General features: G+C 51.9%; 11 protein-coding genes. 5 read left to right on the top strand and 6 right to left on the bottom strand.

Annotated elements, in window-relative coordinates:
- Position 1: 1 nt before the first annotated feature.
- From ahcY to Q394_RS0104785, 4 genes are read left to right on the top strand one after another with little or no spacing between them, the layout of a single operon-like run.
- Positions 2-1,408 carry an adenosylhomocysteinase gene (gene ahcY / locus Q394_RS0104800; RefSeq protein ID WP_028488271.1) on the top strand — a complete coding sequence of 469 codons (1,407 nt, stop codon included), beginning with the start codon at positions 2-4 and terminating at the stop codon, positions 1,406-1,408.
- Between the two features lie 60 nt (positions 1,409-1,468).
- Positions 1,469-2,779, top strand: a complete 1,311-nt coding sequence (locus Q394_RS0104795; protein WP_028488270.1) for a class I SAM-dependent methyltransferase — start codon at positions 1,469-1,471, stop codon at positions 2,777-2,779.
- The gene (gene metF, locus Q394_RS0104790; protein WP_051542811.1) at positions 2,772-3,644 is read left to right on the top strand and encodes a methylenetetrahydrofolate reductase [NAD(P)H]; all 873 of its coding nucleotides are present in this window, start codon (positions 2,772-2,774) and stop codon (positions 3,642-3,644) included. The genes Q394_RS0104795 and metF overlap by 8 nt, the downstream gene beginning before the upstream one ends.
- Positions 3,644-4,375 (top strand): 16S rRNA (uracil(1498)-N(3))-methyltransferase, encoded by a 732-nt coding sequence (locus Q394_RS0104785; RefSeq protein WP_028488268.1) that lies wholly within the window; start codon positions 3,644-3,646, stop codon positions 4,373-4,375. Before metF ends, Q394_RS0104785 begins: the two co-directional genes overlap by 1 nt.
- 13 nt (positions 4,376-4,388) lie before the next feature.
- Here the strand turns inward: Q394_RS0104785 and Q394_RS0104780 are convergent, their stop codons facing one another.
- From Q394_RS0104780 to hemL, 3 genes are read right to left on the bottom strand one after another with little or no spacing between them, the layout of a single operon-like run.
- Positions 4,389-5,345 (bottom strand): FHA domain-containing protein, encoded by a 957-nt coding sequence (locus Q394_RS0104780; protein ID WP_028488267.1) that lies wholly within the window; start codon positions 5,343-5,345, stop codon positions 4,389-4,391.
- The gene (locus Q394_RS0104775; RefSeq protein ID WP_028488266.1) at positions 5,333-6,598 is read right to left on the bottom strand and encodes a S1 family peptidase; all 1,266 of its coding nucleotides are present in this window, start codon (positions 6,596-6,598) and stop codon (positions 5,333-5,335) included. Before Q394_RS0104775 ends, Q394_RS0104780 begins: the two co-directional genes overlap by 13 nt.
- Before the next feature lie 18 nt (positions 6,599-6,616).
- Positions 6,617-7,897 (bottom strand): glutamate-1-semialdehyde 2,1-aminomutase, encoded by a 1,281-nt coding sequence (gene hemL / locus Q394_RS0104770; RefSeq protein ID WP_028488265.1) that lies wholly within the window; start codon positions 7,895-7,897, stop codon positions 6,617-6,619.
- Positions 7,898-7,959: 62 nt separating this feature from the next.
- Here hemL and Q394_RS0104765 point away from each other — a divergent pair, with 62 nt between their 5' ends.
- Positions 7,960-9,480 carry a hypothetical protein gene (locus Q394_RS0104765; RefSeq protein ID WP_028488264.1) on the top strand — a complete coding sequence of 507 codons (1,521 nt, stop codon included), beginning with the start codon at positions 7,960-7,962 and terminating at the stop codon, positions 9,478-9,480.
- On the opposite strand, the gene thiE is transcribed toward Q394_RS0104765, so the two are convergent.
- The 3 genes from thiE to Q394_RS0104750 are packed head-to-tail and all read right to left on the bottom strand — an operon-like array spanning position 9,416 to position 13,550.
- A complete protein-coding gene (gene thiE / locus Q394_RS0104760; RefSeq protein ID WP_245606733.1) occupies positions 9,416-10,033 on the bottom strand; it encodes a thiamine phosphate synthase in 618 nt (205 codons plus the stop codon). The two genes, Q394_RS0104765 and thiE, sit on opposite strands and share 65 nt — an antisense overlap.
- The gene (thiD, locus tag Q394_RS0104755) at positions 10,030-10,836 is read right to left on the bottom strand and encodes a bifunctional hydroxymethylpyrimidine kinase/phosphomethylpyrimidine kinase (RefSeq protein ID WP_028488262.1); all 807 of its coding nucleotides are present in this window, start codon (positions 10,834-10,836) and stop codon (positions 10,030-10,032) included. Before thiD ends, thiE begins: the two co-directional genes overlap by 4 nt.
- Positions 10,830-13,550, bottom strand: a complete 2,721-nt coding sequence (locus tag Q394_RS0104750) for a bifunctional acetate--CoA ligase family protein/GNAT family N-acetyltransferase (RefSeq protein ID WP_028488261.1) — start codon at positions 13,548-13,550, stop codon at positions 10,830-10,832. The genes thiD and Q394_RS0104750 overlap by 7 nt, the downstream gene beginning before the upstream one ends.
- Positions 13,551-13,606: the final 56 nt, after the last annotated feature.

Genomic DNA, 13,606 nt, shown 5'->3' with positions numbered 1-13,606 from the left:
TATGACAACGTTTAACGACTACATCGTAGCCGACATGGGTCTTGCTGCCTGGGGCCGCAAGGAACTCAACGTCGCGGAACACGAAATGCCGGGTTTGATGATGATCCGTCGTGAATTCGCCACAGCCAAACCACTGGCAGGTGCACGCATCGCGGGTTCATTGCACATGACCATCCAAACGGCTGTGCTGATCGAAACCCTGAAAGAACTGGGCGCAGACGTGCGCTGGGCTTCTTGCAACATCTATTCTACGCAAGATCACGCCGCAGCAGCCATCGCGGCAACGGGCACACCGGTATTCGCCTTCAAAGGTGAATCACTGGAAGAATACTGGGACTACACCCACAAAATCTTCGAATGGCCTAATGGCGAACAAGCCAACATGATTCTGGATGACGGCGGTGATGCCACCCTGCTGCTGCATCTGGGCGCACGCGCTGAAAAAGACATCAGCATCGTGAGCAAACCGACTTCCGAAGAAGAAACCTTCCTGTACGCGGCTATCCGTGCACGTCTGGAAACGTCCCCGAACTGGTACAGCACCCGTCTGGCTGAAATCCGTGGCGTGACCGAAGAAACCACCACTGGCGTACACCGTTTGTATCAAATGCACGCCCGTGGTGAGCTGAAATTCCCAGCGATCAACGTCAACGATTCCGTCACCAAATCCAAGTTCGACAACCTGTACGGCTGCCGTGAATCACTTGTGGATAGCATCAAGCGTGCTACCGACGTCATGATTGCCGGTAAAGTCGCGGTAGTTGCCGGTTACGGTGACGTGGGCAAAGGCTCTTGCCAAGCGTTGCGTGCGCTGTCTGCACAAGTTTGGGTAACAGAAATCGACCCCATCTGCGCCCTGCAAGCGGCAATGGAAGGCTACCGCGTGGTCACTATGGAATACGCTGCTGACAAAGCAGACATTTTCGTGACTGCAACGGGCAACTTCCACGTGATCAACCATGACCACATGAAGGCGATGAAAAACGAAGCCATCGTTTGCAACATCGGTCACTTTGATAACGAAATCGACGTAGCCTCACTGGAACAGTACGAGTGGGATGAAATCAAACCACAAGTTGACCACGTTATTTTCCCTGATGGCAAGCGCATTACCCTGCTGGCACAAGGTCGCTTGGTGAACTTGGGCTGTGCAACAGGTCACCCGTCTTACGTCATGTCCTCTTCTTTTGCGAACCAAACCATCGCGCAAATCGAGTTGTGGGCAGAACGTGATTCTGGCAAATACCCACTGGGCATTTACATTCTGCCGAAGCATTTGGACGAAAAAGTGGCTCGCTTACAGTTGAAAACACTCAACGCGCAACTGAGCGAACTGACTCAAACGCAAGCGGATTACATTGATGTTCCGGTGGAAGGCCCCTACAAAGCTGACCATTACCGTTACTAAGTAGCAAAAACGTAGCGTAAAGGGGAAGATTCACTTCCCCTTTCTTCAAAGGCAATCACCATGCAAAATGATCGGGTCGTTTGGTACAACCCGCGTCCTGTCACCACGGATGCCTGTCGGCTTTGTGGCAATACCCAGCACAACCACTTGATTCTCAAAGTTGCCCATTGGGCAAGCGATTTGGGCGTTATGGATGTTGCTGAGTGCGGTAGCTGCAAAAGTGCATGGTTTCCAGCTATGGAACGTTTTCTCGTCCCGTATCCTGATACCCAGATTATTCTGCAAGACCCTGACTTCCCTTACTACATCTACCATTATCTGGAAATCGTTGGCGGGCTAGACTGGAAAGTGAGCCTGTTGGAACGCTTACCGTTTACGCCATTCCGTTCAGTGCTGGAAATCGGCTGCAATGCCGGGGTCACGCTGGATTATTGCCGAACAATGTGGAATGCCGACACCGTAATAGGCTTGGAACCTTCCGCGTATGGTGTAATGGGTTCACGTCTGCTGGAAGTGCCGATTCTGCCGCAGTACCTGCATGAAGCCAGCAGTCTTCAGGGCAAACTATTTGATTTCATTTATGCCACGGAAGTGCTGGAACATGTCGCTGATCCTTTGATTTTTTTGCAAGAAATCAAACGCTCGCTGACACCCAATGGCATCCTGCTGTTAACCACACCGAGGGCTGGCGCATTAAACCTGCAAACGCCGCCGGGTGAGTTACTCGCCGCTTTGTCACCGGGAGCGCATTATTTCCTGCTATCACCGGAAAAGCTGGCGGATTTGGCAAGCCAAGCCGGTTTTGCATGGTGTCACATCGAGCCATTCGGGATGACGCAAGTGTGTGTACTGGCTGATCACCCTGTGACGCTGGCAAACCACGTCTGGGCAACGCCGCGTATTCGCGATTACTATCAGCGCAAAACCAGCCAAACCGTCGCAGATGCACGGGTGTTGTTGGGGCATTGGCTCAACTACCACACTTACACCTGCCAGATGGGGCTACCGGTTGAAGCGACGGTAATCACAGAAATTGAAACGGCACTGCAAACCCTGTTCGACATTGATTTAGCACAGCCGCAAGGCTTGCTGGAACGGGTCGCGGCAACGGATTCTTTAGTGAGTTTGGGCAAGGTCATGCCTTATGCCCTGCCCTATTATTTATACTGGCGCGGTGGCGATTACCTGCCTGTCGCCGAATTGCTGGTGTTGCAAGGCTTGAAGGTCGACCTTCAAAACCTGTTTGTCTACGACGCCTTGCTGGAAAAAATCCGTGAAGCACAGCCGACGCACGCCACTACCTTATACCAACGCTTTCAATTTCAATTAAAGCGGTTCAGTAACTGCTTTGTGAGACATAACCATGACTGACGAACATCAACACGATCATAGCCACGGCGATGACCTGGTTTTCAGCTTCGAGTTTTTCCCGCCGAAAACCGACAAGGGCGCGGAAAATCTGCGGGCAGTGCGCACCCAATTGGCGACATTGAAGCCACGCTTCTTTTCCGTCACCTACGGTGCAGGTGGCTCGACGCAAGCCAATACGCTGAATACTGTGCTGGAAATCCAGCGCGATTCAGGCATTGAGGCCGCACCACATTTGTCGTGTGTCGGCTCCAGTGCCGAACAAATCCGCGAGATTCTCGACACTTACCGCAATAACGGCATCAAGCACATTATTGCCCTGCGCGGTGATTTGCCTTCCGGCTCACGCGACCTCGGCGAATTCCGCTACGCCAACGAACTGGTGGCATTCATCCGCAAGGAAACCGGCGATGACTTCCACATCGAAGTCGCCGCCTACCCGGAAATGCACCCGCAAGCATCTAACCTCAAAGTCGACATCGACAACTTTGTGCGGAAGGTGAAAGCGGGCGCAAACAGTGCCATTACGCAATACTTCTTCAACGCCGATGCGTATTGGCATTTCGTGGATGAATGCGTGAAAAAGGGCGTGGAAATCCCCATCGTGCCCGGCATTATGCCGATCACCAACTACACCCAACTGGCACGGTTTTCGGATATGTGCGGCGCAGAAATCCCGCGCTGGTTGCGTAAGCAACTGGAAACCTATGGTGATGACACCGATGCAATTGCCAAATTCGGCGAGGAATTCATCAGTTTGCTGGCGGAAAACCTGCTGGAAACCGGCGCTCCTGGCTTGCATTTCTACACCATGAACCGGGTTGAACCGACCATGAGCATCTGGAAAAACATCGGGTTAGCGGACTAATGCGCATTCCACGTTTTTATATCACGGATGCATTGACTGTCGGGCAGGCATTCCCCCTGCCTGACAGCACCTTCCGCCATGCCGTGCAAGTTTTGCGCCTGAACGTCGGCGAACCCCTGATCCTGTTCAACGGTGAAGGCGGTGAATATGCCGCGCAGATCCACAACGTCAGCAAACGCAGCGCCTCTGTCTTGATCGAAGCCTTTGCTGAGATTGATACCGAATCCCCCCTGCAACTCACGCTGGTGCAAGCCATCATCAAGCCTGACAAAATGGATTTCGCCCTGCAAAAAGCGGTAGAACTCGGTGTTGCCACCTTCCAGCCACTGGTCACGCAACGCAGTGTGGCGCGGATCGGCAAGGAAAAGGTCGACAAGAAAATGCAGCATTGGGAGGGCATTATGGTAGCGGCTTGCGAACAATCCGGGCGCACCCGAATGCCGCAACTGAATGCCCCGCTGGAACTGGATGACTGGCTGGAGCAGCCTTTTGAAGGCACACGCCTGATTCTCGCGCCGGGTGACTACCCCCGCATCAACAGCCTACCGCTGGACTTGCCGACGCCCGTTGCCTTACTAATCGGCCCCGAAGGCGGCTTTAGCGATGCGGAAGTAGCAAGCTGTGTGCAAGCAGGCGTTACACCCGTGTCACTCGGCCCGCGTATCCTGCGGGCTGAAACTGCTAGCATCACCGCACTGGCCTTGCTCCAGCACCACTACGGTGATCTCTGATCGGGAGGAGTGCTTACTCTTCCACCTGTGAAGGCAACGCTTCTGTTGCTTTCTTCAGGTAATCCGCCAACGGCAACGCTGGGCGAGCATGAATATTCAGCGAACTCAGCGTCTGGTTGTAATAAGGATCACTGGAAAACTCCTTATCCGCCGTCACCTGATCCAGCAAGTTGATCGCCCGTAATCCCAAGGGTAACGCGCTCAGTACCAGCGCAAATCCCAGCGCTGGCAAATGCCTCTGATTCAATACCCAATGCAGATAAGCGTAAACCAGCACTGGCAACAACAAGAAATCACTGACCCCACCCACTAACCACATTGTCGGTGCGTCTGAGGTCAAAAAATAATTCAATGCACCGCCCACTTCCTGAAACACCAATGGCATCAGACTAAACAAAGCAACCACACTTAACGCTGGCGTAAACTCCCACCGATGGGTAATTAATCGGGTAATACCACTAATCGCCAAGGTCCAAAATAATATCCATAACAAGCTGGGCAGCAACCCGCTAAAGTAAAATAGTAGGTCTTTCTGTAAGCCAACATCCAGATAGTCATTGACCAACAAGCCGCCTATAGCCATAAACAAAAGCATTATCGCCCAGAACGGCTTACACAAAGGTGCAAACAAACTGCGACAGTGGCTGACATACGTGTTTTCCACGGGGGTATCCATTGATACTAGCCGCAGCTTACGGTCTCCTAACACCAACTGACTGGGAATCGGTACTTGTACGGGCTGCTCCCCTAGCGGATGCTCATTCAGGCGCGTCCCATTTTCCAGAACCAAGTTATGGACAAACACTTGCCCGTCTTCATCTTGTTCCAGCCGCAAATGGTGCGGCGACACCGACCGATCAGAAAGAATGACATCGTTATCCAGTGCCCGCCCAATCGTCACCGGAAAGTGCGCCAGACGCTGATACTGATTAAGGCCACGCGTCTGGATTTCAATCATCATTTTTGCCATTTGAAATCCTCCAACATGCGTTGTAACAACGCCATTCCGCTAGTAAAGGTGGTTCCTGTCATATCCAAATTAAACAACATTCCCTCACGCTTATTGCCCACCAGTGCAGCCGTGACCAACAGATCACTCAAACCGGCGTAGTTAAAGTAATCACGGCGACAAATGGTCAACTTGAATTCCTGCCCAGATACCGCCGTAAAATCCGTAAAACACGCAAAGTTACTGACATCCTGCTTACCTGCTCCGCTATTGGAGACGCTGGCATTCATCGCCTCGTATTGGCGGTAAAAGCGAGCAGGCATCATATTGTTGCCATCCAACCAAATATACTCATACGCCAGTGTTCCCACTTCGAGATCATCATCCAAATAAATGCTGCTCTCATTACTGCACTGGGTAAAATAAGAATGCATCAGATCATCTGGGCTAGGCTTAGTGCTGTTATCCCAGCAACGCGTCGCCCCCGGAATATCCATCGGAACCATGAAATGACCGATACGCTCACTGGTCCACGCCATATTCCGCAAACGCTGCACATACTTATCAGCATTATTCAGCAGTTGTTCGCTAAGACGCTGAAAAATATCTTCATCTGCCTTAAAATTATTTAGCTTCAAACGCTCCAGAATAATCGCCAAATACTCAGCGGGCACCAAGTAGCTTAAACCATTACCGGACGTCGCCACATTGACACCCACCACTTCCTTAGTGTCAATCAATGTAGGGCCGCCACTCATGCCAGGGTTTAGGCTGCCAGAAAACAGGATGTTATTATCATCGCTAGATTTCATGACACCGTTATTTGTCCCCTCCACAATAGAAAATCCCTTATCCATGGGGTTACCCAAAGAATACAGGCGCGTACCTTTGGGGGGAATTTTAGCAATCTGCAATGGCTTGCCCAGTGCAGTTGTCGCTTTCAATACCGCCAGATCGTGAATAACATCCACCGCCAGCAATTCCAAGCGCCCCGTTTCACCGGTCGTTGACAGGTAATCCAGCGCAAAATCACCCTTTGGGTTATTGATGTATGTACTGACCACATGGTAATTAGTCGCCAGAATCGTCGGATCCATCACCACAAATGCAGAACCAATCGCATTTTTCTTACCCGTTTGCAGGTTAATAACCTGTACCTGATAAACCGATTGCTCAACATCAGAATAAATAGAAATAGAGGAGGACGTATTTTCCGCACACGCCGGGGCAGCGACCCACAGGGTCGCCAACAAAAGAAAAAGTCTTAACAGCACGAGGGCATTCCTTGCAGCTTACAGGCTGGCAAATACGTCTTTGGCAATGGCGATGGTTTCGTCCAAATCGGCTTGACTATGGGCATTAGAGACAAAACCTGCCTCATAAGCCGATGGTGCAAGGTAAACACCACGATTCAGCATACCGTGAAAGAAACGATTAAATCGCTCAGTATTACACGCAGTAACCTGAGCATACGTATCGATACGCGCTTCAGTGGTAAAAAACAAGCCAAACATACCGCCTACTTGTTGGGTCATAAAGGCAACCCCAGCAGCATCCGCAGCTTGTTGCAGACCTTCGAGCAAATAGGTAGTTTTACTGGTTAACTCTGTGTAAAAATTCTCACGAGAAATGATCTCTAGCATCTTCAAGCCAGCAGTCATCGCAATGGGATTGCCCGATAAAGTACCCGCCTGATAAACCGCACCCAGTGGCGATAAATGCTCCATGATGTCTCGTCTACCACCAAACGCACCAACAGGCATCCCCCCGCCGATGATTTTACCTAACGTGGTAATGTCTGGCTTGACGTTGTATAGCTGTTGCGCACCACCTAAGGCGACACGAAACCCAGTCATGACCTCATCGAAAATCAATACCGCACCGGATTCATCACACACTTCGCGCAGGGTTTCAAGGAAACCGGGCACAGGTGGAATACAATTCATATTGCCCGATACTGGCTCGACAATGATGCAAGCAATTTCATGCCCACGCTCGGCAAACACTTTTTTTACTTGTGCGCTATCATTGTAATCCAGTGTCAGCGTGTATTGCGCCAATTCAGCAGGGACACCCGGGGAACTGGGTTGTCCGAATGTCAATGCACCGGATCCAGCCTTCACCAGTAAGGAGTCACCATGACCGTGATACCCGCCCTCAAACTTGATCAGGAAATTACGCCCCGTAAATCCCCGAGCCAAGCGAATAGCGGACATCGTCGCTTCTGTACCGGAACTGGTCATACGTACCATCTCGATGGAAGGCACCAGCGCACAGACTTTCTCAGCCATGGTAATTTCAAGTTCGGTTGGAGCACCGTAACTCAAACCATCGACAGCGGCGGCTTGTACTGCGGCAACCACTTCCGGGTGCGCATGACCAGCCACCATTGGCCCCCAAGAACCGACATAATCAATCAGACGATTACCATCCGCGTCCCACATATAAGCGCCTTGGGCACGAGCAATAAAACGGGGAGTTCCTCCGACACTACGGAAGGCACGTACCGGGGAATTCACACCACCGGGAATGGAGTGTTTAGCTTGCTCAAACAGGGTTTCGGAACGGGTCACGGCTGGCATCCTTGGCAGAGTTGACTAGAAAGACCTTCATATCTTACGCGAGAGGCACGCGCTTGAACAGTTACAAACTGGGTTTCGGATTGGTTGTGGCAATTAGCTTGTTCATGGCTTACTTTATCAGTAAACCAAGCAAACCTGATGTCCCCTTTCTAGCAGAATCACCACCATCACTACCAGAAACTCGTCATATTTTCAGCGCATTACCCAATGACTGGACACCGAAAACAGACAGTACGTTACCCTCATCACCGCCGCCCCCGCCAAACAAGCAAGCAGTTCTTGAACCATTATTGACAGCGATTAGCAGTATCATGCAGGAACTTTCTATTCTGCAAAAACAACTATTTAATCCACTTACGCCCTATCAACTCATAGATGTGACCATCGAACAAACATACCAGCCACGCATTGATGAACTATCACAACAGCTTCATCAAAAAATAATGGAAGCTAGTGATATTTCCAAACCTATTACCCAACGTTTTATATGGGAAGAAGCATTGTCACTGGGGCTAGAAGACAGTATTAGCTCACTAGCCATCAACCTGTTCAATAATGCCATCGATGACGCCCTGTTTGAAGACATGCTCATAACGCTCAGTAGTGGTGGACAAAGCACTGAAGCACGCTCAAGCTTAATCTTCAATATTCTATTAACCTCCGAAACCTATTACGACTCCGGCACACCTGACAAAAAAGCCGGTGAATCCCCCGCTAACCCACGCCTACAACGTATTCAGCAATTTATAGAAACACAATTCCAGCAAGAAGCCGACCCGGAAATACTGAAAGCCTATCTGGATATTTACCACATCATGTCACAAAACCAGCAATGGTTAGTTTCGGCAGAACGCTTTTCACAACAACTCGACATGCTACGCACGCGTATTGCTCCTGATCAATATTTCAGTTTCCGCCTGCAAAATGCCAACCTGACGGATCTCTCGATGGATATGGCGAGCTTGCTTCGAGATATCAGCAGCACGCCAATGACAGCAGAACAACGTAAGAATTTACAGTCGCAATTGGGTAATACGGTTTTTATGTACATCTCTCCCAATACCCCGACAGTCTCTAATCAAGCGCTCCCAGAACCACTCCGGCAATTGATGATAAGTTACCTAGAGAGTGGCCTAACCCTCCTCACACTACAAGACCGTTACAGCTTGTACGAATACGGCAATCAAACTTATGCCATTGAGTTACTTAAAAATCCTGAACAGGCAGCCAACACATTTTATCAACGGATTGTGAACAGCCAAGTACAAGAGGAACAAATCGCCCTAGTATTGACTGCTTCAGTCGGTGGTGATGAGCTGATAAAAAGACTTCAGCAAAATACGGTACTACGCCAGCACATTGAAGAGCAACTACAACAAACCCAACAGCCCGATAAGCAGAACACCCTGCAAGAAGCCGTCAACATCCTCAAGGGCGCACCACCCATGGCAGCAGAAGCGCCACTAGAGGCTTACGGCTCCACCACTTATTACATCGATGACGCCAATACTACGGGACAGTATGAGCCAACGCTTGATAACGGGTTGCCTGCTGCACAATATCCGAGCTATTAAATACATCGGTAATGACTGCCAGCATATCTGCCCCGTTTGCCAACAGGCTGGGCGCATTATCCAAGGTAATGCCACCAATCGCGCAAATAGGCAGTGCGAGTTGCTGGCGGGCTTGTTGCAACAATTCCAGCGTAGCACGCGGTGCATCCGGCTTAGTTGGTGATGGAAAAAAGCTACCAAATGCAATGTAATCAGCGCCCTGTGCGGCAGCATCCAACGCTAACGCCAAGCGGTTGTAACATGACACCCCTATAAGCGTAGATTTCCCCAGATAGTCACGTGCCGCTCGCAAGGCAGAATCGTCACGCCCGACGTGTACACCATCGGCTTGCACGGTTTTCGCCAAGACCACATCGTCATTGACGATAAACAGGGCATGGTAGTGGTGGCACAAATCGCGTAAGGCTGCGGCTTCCTGCCCACGCCGGGTAGCATCCATGCTCTTATCACGGTATTGCACCAGTGCAGCGCCACCGCGTAAAGCCTGCTCGACCTTATCCAACAACACGTCACCTGTCGAACCATCCGTGATGACGTAAAGCCCCTGCATCATGCCTGCCGCCAGTACAAACGGTTAGGCAACCATTGTCCACGTCCCAGCTTGTGTGCAGCTTGCAAACTTCCCCACGTATACGCTTGCGCAGCGGCAACGGCCTTGCTGACTTCCATACCCTTGGCAAGATTTGCAGCACAGGCCGACGCCAATGTGCAGCCCGAACCGTGATAAGTTTCTGGCAAGCGCTCCCACAGCCAAGTGCGTAAGCGCTTACCATCACCATACAGGGCATTTTCCACGCGCTCGGTTGGCGCATGAGTACCGGTCAGCAATACATACTCACAGCCTTGATCCATCAAAGAAAAGGCGTGTTCGTCCTGCGTTTCACCGCGCACGGCCAATTGCGCCGCTTCCGGCACATTCGGCGTCAGTAACGTTGCCAGTGGCAACAGGTATTCGCGAATGGCACCCAGCAACTCATCGCTGGTAAAGCCTTTACCACCCCCTGCGGCCAGCACTGGATCGAGAATGACCGGCACATCCGGTGCTTGCAACAAAATGCGGTGCACCGCCTGCACCACATCCACACTGCCCAGCAAACCGATTTTGAACGCCGCTATCGGCATATCGGCCAACAGCGTTTCAGCCTGCTGCTCAATCAGGTAATCCGCCAGCGGCTCAATGCGTTGCACATTGCAGGTATCTTGCACAGTTAAGCACGTGATCACCGTCACCGGGTGACACCCCTGACTGGCAATCGCCTCAATATCCGCCTGAATGCCCGCTCCACCACTAGGGTCGTGCCCCGCCAGTGTCATGACAACCGGCATTGCCGGGGAAGATGTGTTTTCTGTTAACAACAGGTATCTCCTAAGCGTTTGGTGACCATCACCACACCATCATCCAGCCCATCCTGATGACGAGCAAAACCTAAGCGCTGCATCAGCTTAAGCATTCCATTATTATGCGGCAATACTTCGCCCTCAATGGTACGCAAGCCTTTAGCACGCGCCGTATCAATCAGGGTCTGCATCATTACACCGCCGAGACCACGATTTTGCCACTCATCGGCAATCACTAGCGCGAATTCACAACTGCTTTTGTCGGGGTTAATGGCATAACGCGCCACACCCATCTCGACTTCCTTACCCTCTTGCCTTGTCAGCGCCAGAAAGGCCATTTCACGGTCATAATCAATTTGCGTAAGACGCACCAGCATGTCAGGCGTGAGTTCCCGTAATGCTTGCATGAAGCGCATGTAACGCGATTCTTTCGACAGGTTGCGCACGAATTCCTGCTCCATTTCGGCATCTTCCGGGCGGATCGGACGAATGACAATATCCGTTCCATCGGGTAATTGCAGGCGCTTCACCAAATCGTTGGGATAGGGGTGAATCGCCATATGATCATAACGCCGCGCTGAAGTCGGTGGGTAGTTGATGATAAACCGCGCATCCACCGCAATCACACCGTCAGCATCCGCCATTAACGGATTGATGTCCATCTCCACCACTTCCGGCAACTCGCACACCATCTCGGACACGCGCTGCATGACTTTCCACAATGCCTCGAAATTAATTGCGGGCATATTGCGGAAATTGCCCAGCAAGCGCGCCACACGGGTACGGCACACCGTTTTCTTGATCATGTAATCGTTCAGCGGTGGCAAAGCCACGGCGCGGTCACGGTGAATTTCTACCGACGTACCCCCCATACCAAAGCTGATGACTGGGCCGAATACCGGGTCGCGCACTACCCCGATCATCAGTTCACGGGAGGATTTGCTGTGGTACATGCTTTCCACCGTCACCCCGTCGATACGCGCCTCGGGCAGGCTGCGGCGGGCAGATTCGATCAACTCCAGATAAACGCTACGCACCGCATGAGCGCTGGCAACATTCAAACGTACCCCATCCACGTCAGACTTGTGCGAAATATCGTGCGAACTGATTTTCAGCACCACCGGATAACCCAGCGATTCGGCGGCCACCAGCGCTTCCGACGGGCTGCGCACCAGAATGGTCGGCACCGCAGGAATGCGGAACGCCGACAGGATAGCGCGGGATTCCGTCGTCGATAGCGAACGTCGCCCTTCTGCGAGTACGCTCTCAATGATCAGGCGAGCACCATCCACATCCGGTTCGGTGGTTTGCTCCCTGACGGAAGGCGGCACCTGCATCAGCAACTTTTGGTTGCTGCGGTACTGGGTTAGATAGGCAAAGGCTTCAACTGCTGCTTCCGGTGTACGGAAATGCGGCACACCGGCTGCCGTCAAAATTTTGCGCCCAGCCAACACCTGCTGCTCACCCATCCAACAAGTGAGAATAGGCTTACACTGCTTGGCATTTTTGGCATTTTTAGTGGTTTTACAAATATCCACCACCGCTTCTGCCACAGCCACCGGGTCAGTCATCGCTTGCGGGGTAAGCATGACGAGGATACCGTCAAGATTCTCATCCTGCATACAGATTTTCAAGGCAGCAATGTAGCGTTCCGGGTCAGCATCACCGAGGATATCCACCGGGTTGCCGTGTGACCACGTAAACGGCAAAACCTTATTCAGTTCCGCCAAGGTATTCGGGGAAATCTCTGCTAAGCGTAAGCCCATTTCCACCGCTCTATCCGTTGCCATCACGCCAGGGCCACCGCCATTGGCAATGATCAACAAGCGATCCTGTTGCACCCGGATACCGGATGACAGGATTTGTGCCGCCGAAAACAATTGCGCGATAGTATTCACCCGCACGACCCCGGCACGTTCCAATGCTGCATCAAAGGCATCATCCCGCCCCACAATCGCCCCGGTGTGGGACATCACGGCACGAGAACCTTCCTCGTAACGCCCAGCTTTCAGCACAATTACCGGTTTCATGCGTGAAGCGGTGCGCAAGCCACTCATGAAACCGCGTGCATCGTGGACACCTTCCACGTACAACAAAATGCTGTCGGTTTTGGGGTCAAGCGCCAGAAAGTCCAACGCATCGCCGAAATCCACATCCGCCGTATCACCCAGCGTGATCACGGTGGAAAAACCAATGCCCTGCGTTGCTGCCCAGTCCAGTACTGCCGTACACATCGCCCCCGATTGCGACACCAGCGCCAGATTGCCCGGCTGCGCTTGATTGCGGCTAAACGTCGCGTTCAGCCCCACCGATGGGCGCATAATCCCCAAACAGTTGGGGCCGATGATATGCATACCGTACTGCCCGGCAATATTGGTAATCTCTTTTTGCAGACGTTGCCCGCGATTACCCGCCTCGGCAAACCCGGCCGATAACACCACCACGCCTTTGACCCCGTGTTCGCCACACTGACGGATAATGCCTGGAACCGTTGCCGCCGGGGTTGCGACTACGGCTAAATCGACTGGCTTGTTTAACGCTACCAGATTCGGATAAGCTATCTGACCTTGGACTTCAGCGTGTTTGGGGTTGATTGGGTAAAGCGCACCCTTGAAGCCAGCCGCCAATAAATTCTGAAAAACCAGTGTTCCCACGGCTTTTTCACGTTCGCTAGCACCAAACACGGCGACACTACTGGGAGTAAAGAGTTGATTTAAATAATGGTGGCTCATGGCCAAAACCTCTATGATGAAGGGGCACAAAAGTGGATAAACCCATCTTTTGTTGC

This window comes from Thiothrix lacustris DSM 21227, from assembly GCF_000621325.1.
Taxonomy (GTDB): Bacteria; Pseudomonadota; Gammaproteobacteria; order Thiotrichales; family Thiotrichaceae; genus Thiothrix; species Thiothrix lacustris.
This window is presented reverse-complemented; position numbering and strand designations above follow the sequence as displayed.